Source organism: Nocardioides sp. Z38_18 (genome assembly GCF_058215695.1).
This window is the reverse complement of record NZ_JBZAJE010000003.1, coordinates 311085-327816: the sequence shown is the minus strand read 5'-3', so window position 1 is coordinate 327816 and position 16732 is coordinate 311085. Positions and strand designations below refer to the sequence as shown.

Annotated in this window: 13 protein-coding genes; 4 read left to right on the top strand and 9 right to left on the bottom strand. The window is 70.2% G+C overall.

Going from position 1 to position 16732, the window contains the following annotated elements; genetic code table 11:
• Positions 1–65: 65 nt before the first annotated feature.
• The 4 genes from AC4BGC_RS20820 to AC4BGC_RS20805 form a co-directional block, all read right to left on the bottom strand.
• Entirely contained in the window at positions 66–839 is a 774-nt protein-coding gene (locus AC4BGC_RS20820) for an amino acid ABC transporter ATP-binding protein (protein WP_490557494.1), read from the bottom strand.
• Entirely contained in the window at positions 836–2338 is a 1503-nt protein-coding gene (locus AC4BGC_RS20815) for an ABC transporter substrate-binding protein/permease (RefSeq protein WP_490557493.1), read from the bottom strand. The genes AC4BGC_RS20820 and AC4BGC_RS20815 overlap by 4 nt, the downstream gene beginning before the upstream one ends.
• 67 nt (positions 2339–2405) lie before the next feature.
• A complete protein-coding gene (locus AC4BGC_RS20810; RefSeq protein ID WP_490557492.1) occupies positions 2406–3614 on the bottom strand; it encodes a saccharopine dehydrogenase family protein in 1209 nt (402 codons plus the stop codon).
• 1 nt (position 3615) lies between these two features.
• Entirely contained in the window at positions 3616–5049 is a 1434-nt protein-coding gene (locus tag AC4BGC_RS20805) for a gamma-aminobutyraldehyde dehydrogenase (protein WP_490557491.1), read from the bottom strand.
• Positions 5050–5210: 161 nt separating this feature from the next.
• Between AC4BGC_RS20805 and AC4BGC_RS20800 the strand changes: the two genes are divergently transcribed.
• Entirely contained in the window at positions 5211–6602 is a 1392-nt protein-coding gene (locus tag AC4BGC_RS20800; RefSeq protein ID WP_490557490.1) for an aspartate aminotransferase family protein, read from the top strand.
• Between the two features lie 610 nt (positions 6603–7212).
• Here the strand turns inward: AC4BGC_RS20800 and AC4BGC_RS20795 are convergent.
• From AC4BGC_RS20795 to AC4BGC_RS20775, 5 genes are all read right to left on the bottom strand, one after another.
• On the bottom strand, positions 7213–7788 hold the full coding sequence (locus AC4BGC_RS20795; RefSeq protein WP_490557489.1) for a hypothetical protein: 576 nt from the start codon (positions 7786–7788) through the stop codon (positions 7213–7215).
• A gap of 248 nt (positions 7789–8036) precedes the next feature.
• Entirely contained in the window at positions 8037–9056 is a 1020-nt protein-coding gene (locus AC4BGC_RS20790; protein WP_490557488.1) for an App1 family protein phosphatidate phosphatase, read from the bottom strand.
• Between the two features lie 28 nt (positions 9057–9084).
• Positions 9085–10173, bottom strand: a complete 1089-nt coding sequence (locus AC4BGC_RS20785) for a Gfo/Idh/MocA family protein (RefSeq protein WP_490557487.1) — start codon at positions 10171–10173, stop codon at positions 9085–9087.
• Positions 10170–11195, bottom strand: a complete 1026-nt coding sequence (locus AC4BGC_RS20780) for an LLM class flavin-dependent oxidoreductase (protein ID WP_490557486.1) — start codon at positions 11193–11195, stop codon at positions 10170–10172. Before AC4BGC_RS20780 ends, AC4BGC_RS20785 begins: the two co-directional genes overlap by 4 nt.
• Before the next feature lie 66 nt (positions 11196–11261).
• A complete protein-coding gene (locus tag AC4BGC_RS20775) occupies positions 11262–12710 on the bottom strand; it encodes an FAD-dependent oxidoreductase (RefSeq protein WP_490557485.1) in 1449 nt (482 codons plus the stop codon).
• A gap of 260 nt (positions 12711–12970) precedes the next feature.
• Between AC4BGC_RS20775 and AC4BGC_RS20770 the strand changes: the two genes are divergently transcribed.
• The 3 genes from AC4BGC_RS20770 to AC4BGC_RS20760 are packed head-to-tail and all read left to right on the top strand — an operon-like array spanning position 12971 to position 16658.
• Entirely contained in the window at positions 12971–15316 is a 2346-nt protein-coding gene (locus tag AC4BGC_RS20770) for a xanthine dehydrogenase family protein molybdopterin-binding subunit (RefSeq protein WP_490548738.1), read from the top strand.
• Positions 15313–15837, top strand: a complete 525-nt coding sequence (locus AC4BGC_RS20765) for a (2Fe-2S)-binding protein (RefSeq protein WP_490548737.1) — start codon at positions 15313–15315, stop codon at positions 15835–15837. Before AC4BGC_RS20770 ends, AC4BGC_RS20765 begins: the two co-directional genes overlap by 4 nt.
• Positions 15834–16658, top strand: a complete 825-nt coding sequence (locus AC4BGC_RS20760) for an FAD binding domain-containing protein (RefSeq protein ID WP_490557484.1) — start codon at positions 15834–15836, stop codon at positions 16656–16658. The genes AC4BGC_RS20765 and AC4BGC_RS20760 overlap by 4 nt, the downstream gene beginning before the upstream one ends.
• Positions 16659–16732 lie beyond the last annotated feature (74 nt).

The window sequence follows — 16732 nt, the reverse complement described above, 5'->3', positions numbered from 1 at the left end:
GACGCGCGTATTACAACAGAGTAATCTGCTGCTGATCGAGCGCTGACATTCCGATGAGCGGCGGCTCAGCCAGCCGCCAGGATCCGGCTCAGGAACTGCCGGGTGCGCTCGTGCTGCGGGTCGGTCAGCACCTCGGCCCCACCCCGCTCGGCGACGCCGCCTGCGTCCATGAACAGCACCTGGTCGGCCACGTCGCGGGCGAACCGCACCTCGTGGGTGACGACCAGCAGGGTCCACCCCTCCCCCGCCAGGTCCTTGATCACCCCGAGCACCTCACCGACGAGCTCGGGGTCGAGCGCCGAGGTCGGCTCGTCGAAGAGCACCGCCTGGGGCTTCAGCGCCAGCGCCCGGGCGATCCCCACGCGCTGCTGCTGCCCGCCGGAGAGCTGGGCGGGGTAGGTGTCCTCGCGGTCGGCCAGCCCCACCTGGGCGAGCAGGCGGCGGGCATCCTCCACCGCCTCGTCCTCCGGGCGCTTCTGCACCTGGACCGGCCCCTCGATCAGGTTCCCGAGGACCGTCTTGTGCGGGAACAGGTTGTGCGACTGGAACACCATCCCGGAGCGGGACCGGAGCGCGGTGATCTCACGGCGCCGCTCGGACTTCGACTCGGGGAATGCGCTGAAGTCGACGCTGGCGTCGCCGATCCGGACCAGTCCCGCGTCCGGTGTCTCGAGCACGTTGAGCGACCGCAGGACCGTGGTCTTGCCGCACCCCGACGGGCCGAGGAGCACGGTCGCCGTACCTTCGTCGGCGGTGAAGTCGACGCCCTGCAGGACGTGGTGATCACCGAAGGACTTCTCCAGTCCGGTGACCTCGATCAGGGGGGCTTGGGTGCTCATACGGCGAACCTCTCCAGGCGGCGTTCCAAGCGTTGCTGCACGAGTGAGAGCACCCAGCAGATGACCCAGTAGTAGAGGGCGGCCAGCACGTAGAGCGCCATGAACTTGCCGCTCGTCGAGGCGGCGTTCTGGGCCACCCGGAACAGGTCGGTGAGCAGCACCACCGCCACCAGTGAGGTGTCCTTGACCAGCGACAGCAGGGTGTTGGACAGCGGCGGCACCGCGATCCGGGTGGCCTGCGGGAGCACGATGCGGCGCATGGTCATCCGGTAGTCCATGCCGATCGTCGTGGCCGCCTCGAACTGTCCACGGGGCACCGACAGGATCGAGGCGCGGATGATCTCAGCGGCGTACCCGCCGACGTTGAGGCTCAGCGCGAGCACCGCCGCGGTGAAGCCGGGCAGGTCGATGCCGATCTGGGGCAGGCCGTAGAAGACGATGAACAGCTGCACCAGGAGCGGCGTACCGCGGATGGCGGAGATGTAGAACCGGGCGGGCGCGTCGAGCAACCGGTTGTTCGAGAGTCGGGCGAGCGCGGTGACAAGGGCGAGCGCGAGGCCGATCAGGAAGCTGATGATCGTCAGCGGGATGGTCACCTTGACCGCCCCCACCAGCATCCGGCCGGCCGTGTCCTGCACGACCTTCCAGGTGCTGCGGCCGGCGTCGGAGCCCTTCAGGTCGACGTCGTCGGGGTCCTCCACCGACACGTCGGACTTGAAGTAGGACTTCGAGATCTTCGCCAGCGTCCCGTCCTGGCGCAGCTTCTTCAACGCCGCGTCGGCCTGCTCGCGCAAGCGCGTGTCGCTCTTGCGGAAGGTCAGTGCCTGCTCGGAGATTTCACCGCCCGCGTTGCCGGCGATCACCACGTCGTCGGAGCCGGTGGAGGCGAGGTAGTCGAGCACGGCGATGTTGTCGTTGACGATCGCGTCCACCCGGCCCTGCTTGAGCAGGGCGGCGGCCTGGGCGAAGCCCTCGACCGACTCCACCTTCGCGCCGGCGTCGCGGGCGACCTGGGCCCAGTTGCTGGTCTCGGACTGGGCGGTGGTCTTGCCCTTCAGGTCCGCGAGCCGGGAGATCCCCTTGGTCCCCTTGGCCACGACGATCACGCCGCGCGAGTACGTGTACGGCTCGGAGAACAGGTAGCCGGCCTGCCGCTCCGGGTTGATCGTGACCTGGTTGGCGATCACGTCGATCCGCCCGGAGTCCAGCGCCGGGAAGAGCGCGTCGAAGGTCCCCTGGACGAACTCCGGCTTCCAGCCGGCTTCCTTCGCGACCGCCTTGACGACCTCGATGTCGTAGCCGGTGAGCTGGTCGGTCCGCGGGTCCTTGTAGGTGAACGGCGGGTAGGTGCCCTCGGTGCCGACCTTGACCAGGCGCGGCTCCGGGTCGTCGGCGGCGTTCGCGCTGCCCGGGATGACCAGCACGATAGTCAGGGCCATCAGCAGCAGCACCAGCCGGCGTACCCGAGCACTGGTCCGTTCGGGGGCGCGCCTGCTCACGGTTCTCACCACTCGTTCACTGTAGTGAAATCCAGCGTCCGCGGGCCCGCCGCTTCGTGGCGTGGAATCAGCTGCCCTCGCGCTGCCCCCACGGGCTGCCGTAGGCGGTCAGCAGGTCGAGGAACGGCACCGCGTCGAAGGCCTCCGGACCGAGGACGCCCGCGCCCGTCCAGACGCCGGTAGCGAGCAGCTCGAGCGCGACCACCGGGTTCACCGCGGTCTGCCAGACCACGCACTGGTGGCCGTACTCGCGCATGGACCACTCGTTGTCGACCACGTGATAGAGGTACGTCGCCCGCGGCTGGCCGTCCTTGCCGGTCCCGGTCACGAACAGGCCGGCGCAGGTCTTCCCGGTCATCTTGTCCCCGAGCGTGGCCGGATCGGGCAGGCAGGCGGCCACCACGTCGCGCGGGCTGACCGCACCCCCAGGGACCTGGACCTTCTCGGTGCGGTCGAGCCCGAGCTTGTGCAAGGTCTTGAGGACGTCGATGAACTCCTCGCCGAGGCCGTACTTGAAGGTGGCTCGCTCGCAGTCGACCCACCGCGGCATCAGGAGCACCTCCTCGTGCTCGACGTTGACGCACTCCACCGGGCCGATGCCCTCGGGGAACTCGAAGACCTCGGGCTCGCTGAACGGCTCGGTGGTGAACCAGCCGCGGTCGCGCTCCCACACCACGGGCGGGTTCAGGCACTCCTCGATCGTGGTCCAGATCGAGAAGGACGGCGCGAACTCGTGCCCCTCGACGCTGAGGTTCGCCCCGTCGCGGACGCCGAGCTCCTCGATGTGGCTGAACAGGTGGTCGGCGGCGTACCGCGCGAACACGTCGGAGAGACCCGGCTCCACCCCGATGCCGCACAGCGCGAGCCGTCCCGCCCGCTCCCACTGCTCGGCCACGGCGAACTGCTCGTCGCCGAGCTTGACCCCGGTGCGGGAGTACGGCGCCTCCGGGTGCGGCTGGGACAGGGACATCGCCATGTCGAGGTAGTCGGCGCCGCCGGCGTACGCCCCCTCAAAGATCGGCATCACGAACCGCGGGTCCACCGCGTTCATCACGTGGGTGATCGCGTGCTCGCGCACCAGCGCCTCCACCGACGAGGCGTCGGAGGCGTCCACCTGCGCGGCCGCGAATCGGTCGTCCCCCAGCGTGTCGACCGCCTTTCGCGACCGCGCGTCGTCGTAGTCCGCAACGACGCACGACTCGAAGAAGTCACGCCGCGCGGCGATTGCCGTGAAGGCGGACCCGACTCCGCCAGCCCCGACGAGGAGGATTCTCATCTCACTCGCCGAAGTAGGACATCACGTGCTTGATCCGGGTGTAGTCCTCGAGGCCGTACATCGAGAGGTCCTTGCCGTAGCCGGAGTGCTTGAAGCCGCCGTGCGGCATCTCCGCGACGATCGGGATGTGGGTGTTGATCCACACGCACCCGAAGTCCAGGTCGCGTGAGAACCGCATCGCCCGGGAGTGGTCCTTGGTCCACACGCTGGAGGCGAGGCCGTACTCCACCCCGTTGGCCCAGGCGAGCGCCTCGGCCTCGTCGGTGAACTTCTGCACGGTGATCACCGGGCCGAAGATCTCGTTCTGGATCTGCTCGTCGTTCTGGCGCAGCCCGGAGAGGACGGTCGGCTCGTAGAAGTAGCCGCTCTCGCCCTGTCGGTGACCGCCGGCCGAGACCTGCGCGTGGTCGGGCAGCCGGTCCACCATCCCGGAGACCCGCGCGAGCTGGTCGGCGTTGTTCAGCGGGCCGTAGAGGATGTCCGGGTCGTCGGGCATGCCGGTGCTGGTGTTCCTGGCCTGCTCGGCGAGGGCGGCGAGGAAGTCGTCGTGGACCCGGGGGCCGACGAGGACGCGGGTGGCGGCCGTGCAGTCCTGGCCGGCGTTGAAGTAGCCGGCCGCCGCGATCCCCTCCGCCGCGGCCTCGACGTCCGCGTCGTCGAAGACGATCACCGGCGCCTTGCCGCCGAGCTCGAGGTGGACCCGCTTCACCTGCTTGGCCGCGGCACCGGCAACCTCCATGCCGGCGCGGACCGAGCCGGTGATCGCGACCAGCTGCGGGGTCGGGTGGTCGACGAGCGCACGTCCGGTGTCCCGGTCCCCGGTCACCACGTTGAAGACACCCGGCGGGAGGAACTCCTGGGCGAGCTCGGCGAACAGGGTGGTGGACGCGGGCGTGGTGTCGCTGGGCTTGAGCACGATGCAGTTCCCGGCCGCCAGGGCGGGCGCGACCTTCCAGACCATCATCATCAGCGGGTAGTTCCACGGGGTGACCTGCCCGACCACGCCGATCGGCTCGCGGCGTACCCAGGAGGTGTGGTCCTTGAGGTACTCCCCCGCGGACTTGCCCTCCAGCACCCGCGCGGCGCCGGCGAAGAACCGGAGCTGGTCGATCGCCGGCGGCAGCTCCTCCTCGATGGTGAAGCCGATCGGCTTGCCGGTGTCGCGCGACTCCACGTCGACGAAGTCCAGGGACCGCTCCTCGAGGGCGTCCGCGATCTTCAGCAGGGCCTTCTGGCGATCGGCGGGAGTGGCGTCGCGCCAGGTCTCGAACGCGGTCGAGGCGGCCCGGTAGGCGCGGTCGACGTCCTCGGGACCCGACTTGGGAGCGGTGGCGTACACCTCCCCCGTGGTGGGGTCGATGACGTCGTAGGTCTCCCCCGACGCCGCGTCGACGAGCTCTCCGTTGACCACGTTGCGGAACCTGGTGTCTGCCATGCGGTGAGCGTAGTCATTGCGCGACGGATTCGATAGGTCCGACCGGCCTTCACCAAACGATTCCATCGAGATTCGCCGCATCGGCGCGCCGAATCGTTTGCCACCCATGGCGCGGACGGGGCAGACTGACCTCTCCGCCGTACACGACCCGAGGTGCCACCATGACCGATGCCAGCCAGGACGAGGCTCGCCAGCGCGCAGCCAAGGACCACCTCTGGATGCACTTCACCCGGCACTCGACCTACGACACCCACGACGTGCAGACGATCGTGCGTGGCGACGGTGTGCACGTGTGGGACTCCCACGGCAACCGCTACCTCGACGGCCTCGCGGGGCTCTTCGTCGTACAGGCGGGACACGGCCGCACCGAGCTCGCCGAGGCGGCCGCCAAGCAGGCCGCCGAGCTCGCGTTCTTCCCGCTCTGGTCCTATGCGCACCCGAGCGCGATCGACCTCGCCGAGCGGGTGGCCGGCTATGCGCCGGGCGACCTGAACCGGGTCTTCTTCACCACCGGCGGCGGCGAGGCCGTGGAGTCGGCGTGGAAGCTGGCCAAGCAGTACTTCAAGCTCACCGGCAAGCCGACCAAGCACAAGGTGATCAGCCGCGCGATCGCCTACCACGGCACCCCGCAGGGAGCACTGTCCATCACCGGGCTGCCGGGCATGAAGGCTCCCTTCGAGCCCCTGGTGCCCTCCACGTTCCGCGTACCGAACACGAACTTCTACCGCGCCCCCGAGCAGTTCCAGACCGGCGCTCCGGACGACGAGTACAAGTTCGGCCAGTGGGCTGCCAACCGGATCGCCGAGGCGATCGAGTTCGAGGGGCCCGACACCGTCGCCGCCGTCTTCCTCGAGCCGGTGCAGAACTCCGGGGGCTGCTTCCCGCCGCCCCCTGGCTACTTCGAGCGCGTCCGCGAGATCTGCGACGAGTACGACGTGCTGCTGGTCTCCGACGAGGTCATCTGCGCCTTCGGCAGGCTCGGCCACATGTTCGCGGCGGAGCGGTACAACTACCAGCCCGACATCATCACCTGCGCCAAGGGCCTCACCTCGGGCTACTCCCCGCTGGGCGCGATGGTCGCCACCGACCGCCTCTTCGAGCCGTTCTCCAAGGGCGACACCTCCTTCGCGCACGGCTACACCTTCGGCGGCCACCCCGTCTCCACCGCGGTGGCGATGGCCAACCTCGACATCTTCGAGCGCGAGCAGCTCAACGAGCACGTCCGCGACACCGAGGGCGACTTCCGCGCCACCCTGGAGAAGCTCAACGACCTGCCGATCGTGGGCGACATCCGCGGCGACGGGTTCTTCTACGGGATCGAGCTCGTCAAGGACAAGGCCACCAAGGAGACCTTCGACGACGCCGAGTGCGAGCGCCTGCTGCGCGGCTTCCTCACCGGCGCCCTGTTCGAGGCCGGCCTCTACTGCCGCGCCGACGACCGCGGGGACCCGGTCATCCAGCTCGCTCCCCCGCTGGTGGCCGACCAGGCCGTCTTCGACGAGATCGAGTCCATCCTCCGCGACGTCCTCACCCGGGCCTGGGCCCAGCTCTAGCCCGAGGCGCTCGAGCTGGACGCGCCCCATGGGTGGTCGAGCAGCGAGCGCGCCCAAGGTGGTCGAGCAGCGAGCGAAGCCTTGCGTCGAGCAGCGAGCGCCAGCGAGCGAACAGTCGAGACGAGCGGATAGTCGAGACCACTCCGGTGCGCCGGAAATCAGACGTACGCCGGCAGCAGGGTCCCGTGGCCACGCAACCCCATGGTGGTCGAGCAGCGAGCGAAGCCTTGCGTCGAGCAGCGAGCGCCAGCGAGCGAACAGTCGGTTGAAGACGCACTCGACGTGGGGCTACACCACGTTGGAGCCCGGGACCTTCTTGTGGACCAGGCCGCATGGGCTTCAGTTCCTGCGGGATCACCACGGGACGGTGGATGTCACCGCGGATCAGCCGCCGCCGCAGCCAGACGCACCACCGCCCTTCTACTGACTCAGCCCCCTCTGCACGGCTTGCGTCTGCCTGCTACCTCGCCTGAGTGGTCTCGACTGACCACTCGCTGACGCTCGCTGCTCGACCACCTAGTGGTTGCGCCCGACGTACGCCGGCAAAGCGCCCTGGTGTGCCCCCTTGAACACCCGGGGACGGCGGCGGATCGGTCCACAGTGGAACCACTCACCGACGTGGCCACAGGCGACGCAGCCGTGCCGCCCGTTCCTGCCGGCGGTCCGCTCGCCTCTGCTGCTTGGCTGCCTTGTTTTCCGCGCGTAACTCAGCCATCGGCACCCACACCCCGAGCGCAGCGGTCGCGTCCGTGAGTGTCGCAACCTCCTCGGGGCTGAGACACGCCCCGACGCCGTGGGCGCAGTCGTGGAACGTGCCGAGGTCTCCCTCGTGCTTCCTGGCCCAGAGGTCCACGTTGATCGACCAGGCGGCATAGGCCCGCAACAACGCCCACTGCTCGTCGTCCTGCGGATCGACCTCGACCCCCATGCCAGGTCGTCGCTTCCGGGGGCGCTGCCGGGCCGCGAGATCGCGCAGACCTTGCTCCGCCTCCTCGACGCCTTCTGTGAGCTCGTCCGAGTAGTCCGTGAACGCGTCGACGACCACGAAGCCCAGAGCCGGACGCAGTACGTCGAGGGCGGCCTGGCAGACGCGGTCGGCCTGCTCCCGCGAGAGCGGCACGTGCGGCTCGAACGAGTAGTCGATGCGCGCCTGGGGCTGGGCGGTCGAACCGGTCCCGGAAGGCATGGGTGAACTATCGCAGCAGGGGTTCGTCGGCGCGGCGCTTGCGAGTGGTCTCGACTACCTGACTGGCGTGCCCGTCGTACGCCTGTCTGCCTACTCACCGGAGTGGTCTCGACTATCCACTCGACTCGACTGACCACTCGCTGGCGCTCGCTGCTCGACGCAAGGCTTCGCTCGCTGCTCGACCACCATGTGGTGCCGCTGCTCGACCACCATGTGGTTCCGCTGCTCGACCACCTCGGGCCACAGCCTCAGAGGAGACCGAGCTGCTCGGCGTGGCGGCGTACGGCGTCGCTGTCGGCCGCGAGGACGAAGGGGACGTCGTGCTGCCAGTCGCCGGTGACCTTCTCGACCCGGCCGTCGCCGGGGTCGAGGCGGACCTCGCGGATGTAGACGGCGAGGATGCGGCCCGGGTAGGCGCGGACCAGGTCGGCGTACAGCTCGGGGTCCTTCTCGCCGGAGTCCCCGAGCAGGACGAACCTCAGGTCTGGATGGAGGTCGAGGACCTCGTGGAGGCGACCGGTCTTCTGCTCCCGACCCTCGGCGGTGCCGAGCAGGTCGCGCAGCAGGACCGGGCCCAGCGGGAACCCGCGGTGCCGCAGGAACGCCACCAGGAACGCGTGCAGGTTCCACGGGCTGGAGGAGACATAGAAGACCGGGTTCACGCCGGCTGCCAGGTCCCGGTAGAGGTCGGCGGCTCCCGGGAACGGTGTCCGCGTCACCGCGGACCCAGTGATCGTCTGCAGGATCATCTGGCCGACGCGCTGGACGCCGGTCTCCAGGATCGTGTCGTCGATGTCGGAGAGGATCGCGAACCGCCCGGCAGGCTCCGGCACCCGGACCTCGAGGAGCGTGGTCTGCGGTCCGTCCAGACCGCGGTACTCCCCCGCGAGCTCGACCGTGCCGGTCGTCCAGGGAGAGCTGAGCCGACCCGGCTCCGGGTGGAGCCGGGCAAGGAAGTAGCCGTCGATGTCGGTGACGACCTCGGCCACCGCTCCGGCGACCGTCACCCGCAGCGGCACCCGGGGCAGCTCGTTGGTCACGAACTCACGCACCGTGCGGCGCACCGAGGCGCCCACGCCCTCACCCTCGATGGCCTCCGAGGGCGCCGGGGCGTCCAGCACCCTGCCCCGTACGACGACACCGTCGGGTCCGCCGTGCCCGATGTAGGGCTCGATCCGGAAGTACGCCGGCGGCCGCGATCCCACCCGGCGCAACCGGGCGGCGTCCCACGTGCGCTCGAGGCCGATCGCCCAGCGGCGCACGTTCATGGCGACACCGTACGTCCGTGTCGCCGGCTCAGCGCTCCACGCGCTCGGCCAGACGCAACAGCTCGAGGCCCTCGGTGAAGGTCGGCAGCTCCAGGTCGGCCGCGCGCTCTCGCTGCGCGGCCACGTCCACCGGTTCCTCGGTGAGCACCCGGGCAAGGCGGCGCACCAGCCTGGCGAAGGGGTACGTCGCAGCGCCGCTGTCGACCTCGGGGACCTCGCTGGTCTCGGGGACCGAGGGCAGGTCCCGGACCTCGGGATCGTCGCGCCGCGCGCCGGAGAGCCGCACCGGGAAGTGCCCGGTGTGACCGTCCGCCTCGGCAACCAGCATCCCGTCGCTGCCGTACGCCGCCAGCCGCCAGCCGGACCCGTGCCACGCCACCCACGAGGAGTGCTGGGAGTAGACCGCGCCATCCCCCAGCCGCCCCGTGAACGCGACGCTGTCGCGGCTGGTCGCCGGGATGTCCCCGTCTGGCGCGGGCCACACCGGTCGCCTGGTCGCGGCAGTCCCGTTCACCTCGGAGAGCGGCCCGAAGATCCACTGCACCAGGTTGGCGGTGTGCAGGCCGTGGACCCGCAACGTGCTGGCGCCGTACGCCGAGTCGGCACACCACGTTGAGGACTCGACCCGTTCGGGGCGGGTGAACGTCGGGTAGAAGGCACGGACCTCGACGTTCTCGAGCGTCCCCAGCCAGCCGTCCCGGACGAGCTGGCGCAGCGTCCAGATGCCTGGCGAGAACCGGGACTGCATGTCCACGATGCCGAGCCGGCCCGCCGCCACCGCGGCGGCGACCATCGCCTCGCCTGAGGCCACGTCCACCGCGAGGGGCGCCTCGCACAGGACGTGCTTGCCCGACTCCAGCGCCAGCACCGACATCTCGCGGTGCCGACTCGGCCGGGTGGAGACGTCGATGAGGTCCACCTCGGGATCCGCGCACAACGCCTCGAAACCGACGTGGGCGCGCGGGATGGCGAACTGCCTGGCCACGGCATCGGCGGTGTCCCGGTGGGCGGTGGCGACGGCGACCACCTCCACGTCGGGCATCGCTCGGTACGTCGGCAGGTGCGTGGCCGCGGCGTAGCTCGCCCCGACGAGGCCCACCCGAAGAGGCCGCGTCACGAGACTCCAGCGGGCGCCGCCGGCACCGTGACGTGCGGGAGCACCTCGGCCCCGAAGAGCTCCATGGCCTCGAGGACGGACTCCTGGTCCGGGCCGGTCGGGTAGCGGAAGACCATCAGGAAGTCGTCGACACCGGCCTGGTCCTGGAAGCGCTGCATCGTCACCAGGCACTCCTCGGGCGTACCGAAGATGAACCGGTCCCGGACGAACTCCTCGAAGGAGATGTCATCGGCCGACTCGACGCCGGGCAGGTCGGTGATGGCGCCGTACTCGAAGAGGGTGCGGGCCATGGACAGCGCGGTGGTCCCGAACTTGTCCATGGCGTGCTCCAGGTCACGGGTGGGCCAGCAGAATCGGATGGAGGTGATGTGCGGCTTCCGGCCGGCCTCTTCAGCGGCAGCACGATAGGCCGCCGACATCTCGGTCATGGTGCTCAGCGACATCATCGCATTGGTGATCCAGCCGTCACCCAGCCTGCCCGCACGGCGCAGACCACCGGGGCTCCAGGCGGCGAGGTGCAGCGGGACCCCGCCCTGCTGCAGCGGGGGTGGGATCACCGAGACGTCGTCGAAGTCATAGATCTGGTCGCTGAAGGAGAACCGCTCGCGGCTGTGGGCCTCCCGCACGATCCTGACCGTCTCGTCGAATCGCTGGGCGCGGTCCTCCCACGAGACCCCGAGGGTCTTGTAGTCGACGTCCATGTAGCCGGCGCCCAGCCCGATCCACGCACGTCCGTTCGAGAGCTGGTCGAGGGTCGCGATGTCCTGCGCGAGCTCGATCGGGTTGTACAGCGGGGCGATCGCGATCGCCGTACCGACCTTGACCCGCTGGGTGCGGGCCGCGATCGCGTAGGACAACGGGATCGGCGAGCCGAAGTACTCGTCGGAGTACTTGTGCTCGGTGGTCAGGGCGAACTCGAAGCCGAGGCGGTCAGCCGTCTCGGCCTGTTCCAGGATCTCTGCCAAGACCTGGTGGGGTTCTCCGGTCGTCATTCCCTGGGTGAAGAGGACACCTACAGACACTTCGTTGCTCCGCTCGTGGTGATGGTGGGTGAGTGGGTGGGGCTTGTCCCGAGAGGAACAGTGGGGTCAGAGACGGACGAGGGCCATCACCGTGTCGAGGTTGCTGGGCGCGCTGACGGCGAAGGCGGTGGCACGGGGTCGGGCGTCGCTCGCTCCCCGCGCCGCGGCCAGGCCGGCGAGCCTGCCGAGGGTGAAGCCGCCGCTGATGTGGATGCCACCGAGGTCGGAGGCGGGGTTGAGACCACCGAGGCAGTCACCGGCCGCGTAGAGGCCCGGGATCGACTGACCGAACACGTCGATCACCTGGAGGTCCTGGGTGACTCGGAAGCCCCCACAGCTGAAGTTCACGCCGATCACCATCGGCACGGCGGTGAACGGTCCGGTGGAGATGTCGCGGCGCCCGGGGGGCAGCACCACGCGACCGAAGGCCGGGTCGCGCGCTTCCCCGGTCGCCAGGAAGGCGTTCCACCGCGCGACGGTCTCGGCGAGGGCCGGTGGCGGCACCCCGATCGCCTCGGCCAGCTCGGCGAGCGTCTGCCGGGTGATCGCAGGCTGGGGCATCTGGGCGATCAGCGTCGACTTCTCGGTCGCGACCACCTCGTCGAAGACGTAGTGGGCCCGGCGGCCCGGCGCCTCGACCAGTCGCTCGACCCGGTCGTCGTACGGGCCGGCCTCGTCGTGGAACCGGTTGCCGGAGCTGTCCACGGCGATGGCGTCCTCGACCAGCGAGGAGGAGACGATCACCAACGGCGGCACGAACGTCATGTTCACCAGGTCGGCACCGGCCGACTGGCCCAGCAGATGGCCGTCACCGCGCGCGGTGTCGATGCCCAGGTAGGGGCCCTCCGCGAGGAACCCCGGCTGGTACCGGCGGCGCAGCTCGGGGTTCGCCTGGTAGCCGCCGGCGGCGAGCACGACGCCTCGCGAAGCGTGCACAGTCGTCTCGGCCCCGTCCGCGGCGCGGACCACGACGCCGCCGACCCGACCGTCCTCGACGAGCAGGCGCACTGCCTGGCTGCCGAACATCGTGGTCACGTGTGGCAGCTCGAAGTCGCGCTGAAAGGCGCGCTGGTAGGCCCAGGTGTCCTCGGTGGCGAGCATGCGGTCCACCGAGTGCTGGGCAGGACGCGGGATGAACCTGCTGAACCGGACCCCTCGCTCGGTGAGGATCCGGTAGGTCTCGGCGCTCTCGCGGGCGAACAGCCTCGCCAGCTCCTCGTCCCAGACGATGCCGAAGTCGTTCTCGGCATCGGCGACCATCCGCCGTGCGTCCTCGAGGAAGACCTCCTCGCTGTCCTCGATCCCCGCCTCCGCCTGGGCCTGCGAGCCCACGAAGGCCAGGTAGCCGGTCGACCACACGGCGTTGCCGCCGATGTGCTCACGCGCCTCGACCGCGACAACGTCGACCTGCTCGCTCGCAGCCGCAGCGACCGCGGCCATCCCGGCCGGTCCGGCGCCGATCACCACCACGTCCGTGGTCAGGGACCGGTCTGTGTCGTCTGGCTCGGGCGTCACCAGTGCTCCTCGTTCTCGTCGGCCGGTCACGAGCAGACTTGCTCGGATCTGATTAGGCGTCAAGGTTCTAACCACTGTTGCTTCACCGTGTCGACATGCCCGCCCCTGAGGTCGCTTCCCGGCGATGTGGGCGCGCCTGCACCTGTGATGCACCTAACAGCAAACCCTTGTATCGCCGCACGTGCTGGGCCAGACTGTCGCCGAACGAGCGTCGGAGTGCTGCTAACGACTAACCCCCGCGACGCCGGAAGGGACACACCATGACGGCGTTGATCGGCACCTCGGTACTGCGCAAGGAGGACCCGGCCCTGCTCACCGGACGGGGCCAGTTCGTCGACGATGTCCGGCTCGCCGGGACCGTGGTGATGGCCTACGTGCGCAGCCCTGTGGCGCACGGGCGGATCGAGCAGGTCGACACCAGCGAGGCGCGGGCGCTGCCCGGCGTGCTGGGCGTGTGGACCGCCGAGGACCTGCCCGGTCTCCCGTTCACCAGGTCCGTCCCGGGCATGGAGCGTCCGTGCCTGGCCCAGGGCACCGTGCGGTTCGTCGGGGAGCCGGTCGCTGTCGTGGTGGCGACCGACCGCTACGTCGCGGCCGATGCCGTCGAGCTGGTCAGCGTCGACTACGCGGAGCTCCCGGTGCTCAGCACCATCGATGCCGCGATGGCCGAGGGAGCCGCCCCGATCGTGCCGAACATGGCGAGCAACGTGGTGATGGAGGTCCCGCTCACCGAGGACGACGCCCAGGCCGAGCTCGACGCCGCTCCCCGACGTTCGTCGCTGCGCATCCACAACCAGCGCGTGGCCCCGGTGCCGGTAGAGCCGATCGGCTGCGTGGCGGAGTGGAGCGGCGACCGGCTCACCCTCTGGGCCACGGTGCAGGCACCGCACCCCATCCGCAACGAGCTGTGCACGATGTTCGGGCTCGCCCAGCACCAGGTGCGGGTGGTGGCACCCGACGTCGGCGGGGCGTTCGGGTCCAAGGCCAGCTTCTACCCCGAGTACATCCTCACCGTGGAGCTGTCCCGACGCCTGGGGCGTCCGGTGAAGTACGTCGAGACCCGCAGCGAGAGCCTGGTCGCGATGACCCACGGCCGCGCCCAGGTGCAGGACCTCGACGTCGGGTACGACGACGACGGGAAGCTGCTCGCGATGCAGCTCAAGATCATCCAGGACTGCGGCGCCTGGCCCGACGTCACCGGCAGCGGCCTGCCCACGCTGACGATCTTCATGTCCCAGGGGTGCTACAAGATCCCCAAGATCGGCGCCTCGTTCCGCAGCGTCACCACGAACACGACGCCGGTGGCCGCCTACCGCGGTGCCGGGCGGCCGGAGGCGGCGTACCTGATCGAACGGCTGATGGACGTGATCGCCTTCGACCTCGGCATCGACCCCGCAGAGGTGCGCCGGCGCAACTTCATCCAGCCCGAGGAGATGCCCTACGCCGCGCAGTTCCCGGTCGTCGTCTATGACGAGAGCGACTACCCGAAGCTGCACTCGATGCTCCTCGAGGCCCTCGACTACGAGGGGCTGCGTCGTGAGCAGGAGGAACGCCGCGCGACCCCGGGCGCCCGACTCCTCGGCGTCGGCACGTCGGTGTTCGTGGAGATGGCCGGCTTCGGCCCCTCGGCGTTCTTCGAGGCCTTCGGGTACGTCGGCGGCTGGGAGTCCGCCACCGCCCAGATGAGCCCGGACGGGTCCCTGACCCTCTCCATCGGCACCAGCCCGCACGGCCAGGGCCACGAGACGGTGATGGCCCAGATCGCGGTGGACGCACTCGGTGGGGCGGTCCCGTTCGAGTCGGTGAACGTCGTCCACGGCGACACCGGCCGGGTCCAGGAGGGCATCGGCACCATGGGCAGCCGCGCGATGCCGGTCGCCGCCCCGGCGGTGAAGATGGCCACCGCCCGGCTCGCAGACCGGCTCCGCGAGGTCGCCGCGCACCTGCTCGAGGCCTCGGTGGAGGACATCGAGATGCGACCGGGCGCGTTGGGGGTCCGCGGTGCGCCCGACTCCACGATCAGCCTCGCGGAGGTCGCGCTGAGCGCCTACAAGCCGCACCGGCTGCCCGAGGACAGCCCGGTGGGCCTGGAGTTCACCAGCTACCACGAGCCCAAGAACCTCAGCTACCCCAGCGGTGCGCACGGGTGCGTGGTCGAGATCGACCAGGACACCGGGGAGGTCGAGGTGGTCAGGTACGTCGCGATCGACGACTGCGGCGTGGTGATCAACCCGCTGCTCGCCCGGGGGCAGGTGCACGGCGGCGTCGTCCAGGGCATCGCCCAGGCGCTGCTCGAGGAAGTGCGGTACGGCGAGAACGGCCAGCCACTGACCTCCACGCTGGTGGACTACATGGTCCCGACGGCTCCCGACATGCCCTCCATCGAGACCTCGCACCTCGAGATCCCGACCTCGTTCAACGCTCTGGGCGCCAAGGGGCTCGGCGAGGCCGGCGCCACGGCCGCACCGCAGGCAGTGGTGAACGCGGTGCTGGACGCACTGGCGCCGTACGCCGTGCGCACCCTGGACATGCCACTGACCTCCCAGAAGGTGTGGCGCACGATCCAGGCCGCCCGCAACGAATCGCAGGAGAAGGAGCGCGCATGAACGACACGGTGAACCTGACGGTGAACGGACTGCCCGTCCAGGTGAGCGTGGAGCCGCGGCTGCTGCTCGTGCACCTGCTGCGCGAGCAGCTCGGGCTGACCGGGACCCACGTCGGCTGCGACACCTCGAACTGCGGCGCCTGCACGGTGCTGCTCGACGGCGAGGCGGTCAAGTCCTGCACCGTGCTCGCGGTCTCGGCGGCGCAGTCCTCGGTCGTCACGGTCGAGGGCCTCGCCCACGAGGGCGAGCTCAGCCCGGTCCAGGAGGGCTTCCGGCAGTGCCACGGGCTGCAGTGCGGCTACTGCACGCCCGGCATGCTGATGGCCTCCACGAGCCTGCTCCTCGACGAGCCCGACCCCAGCGCGGAGACGATCCGCTCGGGGCTCGAGGGCAACCTGTGCCGGTGCACCGGCTACGAGATGATCGTGGAGTCGGTGCAGTGGGCGGCCGCCAACGGAGGCCCGGGGCCAGTCGCCCGTCGTGAACGCGACGCGTCCGCCGACGAGGCGGTGGCGCGATGATCCCGGCGCGGTTCGACTACGTGCGGGCCGACTCCGTGGAGGGGGCGAGCAAGCTGCTCGTCGAGCACGGCGAGGAGGCGAAGCTGCTCGCCGGCGGCCACTCGCTGCTGCCGCTGATGAAGCTGCGGCTGGCGAACCCCTCCGTGCTGGTCGACATCCGGCAGCTCCCCGAGCTCGGCGGGATCGAGGAGTCCGGCGACGGCCTGCGGATCGGTGCCGGCGTACGCCACCGCGAGCTCGAGCGCAGCCCGCTGGTCCAGCGGCTGGCGCCACTGCTGTCCAGGGCAGCGGCCACCGTGGGTGACCCCCAGGTGCGCAGCCGCGGCACGATCGGAGGGTCGCTGGCACACGCGGACCCCGCCGCCGACCTGCCGGCCACGCTGCTGGCCCTCGACGCCGTCGTGGTCGTCACCGGACCCGCCGGAGGCCGCGAGGTCTCCGCTGCCGACTTCTTCGTCGACTTCTGGGAGACCGCCCTGGCCCCCGACGAGATCCTGATCGAGGTCAGGGTGCCCAGCACCGAGGGGCTCCCCTGCGACTTCCAGAAGTTCCGTCGCCGCAGCCAGGACTGGGCGATCGTGGGAGTAGCCGCGGTGGGCGGCGACGCGCCCCGGATCGGGCTGGTGAACATGGCGGCCGTGCCGTGCCGGGCCACCGCGGTGGAGCAGGCGCTGCGTGACGGAGCGTCGCACCACGAGGCGGCCCAGTTGGCCGACGAGGGCACCGCGCCGACCAGCGACCTGGCCGCCGAGGCCGACTACCGCAGGCACCTGAGCAGGGTGCTCGTGGAGCGCTCGCTCACCGCCATGGCCGCCGGCTGAGCCGTACGCCGACAGCGACGACCGGCGCCCGCGGAGGATCAAGGACCGCGGAGGATCAAAGGAGAGGACGACCG

Coding starts and splice junctions, on each gene's coding strand:
- AC4BGC_RS20820 (WP_490557494.1), bottom strand. CDS start 839: ATGAGCACCCAAGCCCCCCTGATCGAGGTCACCGGACTGGAGAAGTCC.
- AC4BGC_RS20810 (WP_490557492.1), bottom strand. CDS start 3,614: ATGAGAATCCTCCTCGTCGGGGCTGGCGGAGTCGGGTCCGCCTTCACG.
- AC4BGC_RS20805 (WP_490557491.1), bottom strand. CDS start 5,049: ATGGCAGACACCAGGTTCCGCAACGTGGTCAACGGAGAGCTCGTCGAC.
- AC4BGC_RS20800 (WP_490557490.1), top strand. CDS start 5,211: ATGACCGATGCCAGCCAGGACGAGGCTCGCCAGCGCGCAGCCAAGGAC.
- AC4BGC_RS20795 (WP_490557489.1), bottom strand. CDS start 7,788: ATGCCTTCCGGGACCGGTTCGACCGCCCAGCCCCAGGCGCGCATCGAC.
- AC4BGC_RS20790 (WP_490557488.1), bottom strand. CDS start 9,056: ATGAACGTGCGCCGCTGGGCGATCGGCCTCGAGCGCACGTGGGACGCC.
- AC4BGC_RS20770 (WP_490548738.1), top strand. CDS start 12,971: ATGACGGCGTTGATCGGCACCTCGGTACTGCGCAAGGAGGACCCGGCC.
- AC4BGC_RS20765 (WP_490548737.1), top strand. CDS start 15,313: ATGAACGACACGGTGAACCTGACGGTGAACGGACTGCCCGTCCAGGTG.
- AC4BGC_RS20760 (WP_490557484.1), top strand. CDS start 15,834: ATGATCCCGGCGCGGTTCGACTACGTGCGGGCCGACTCCGTGGAGGGG.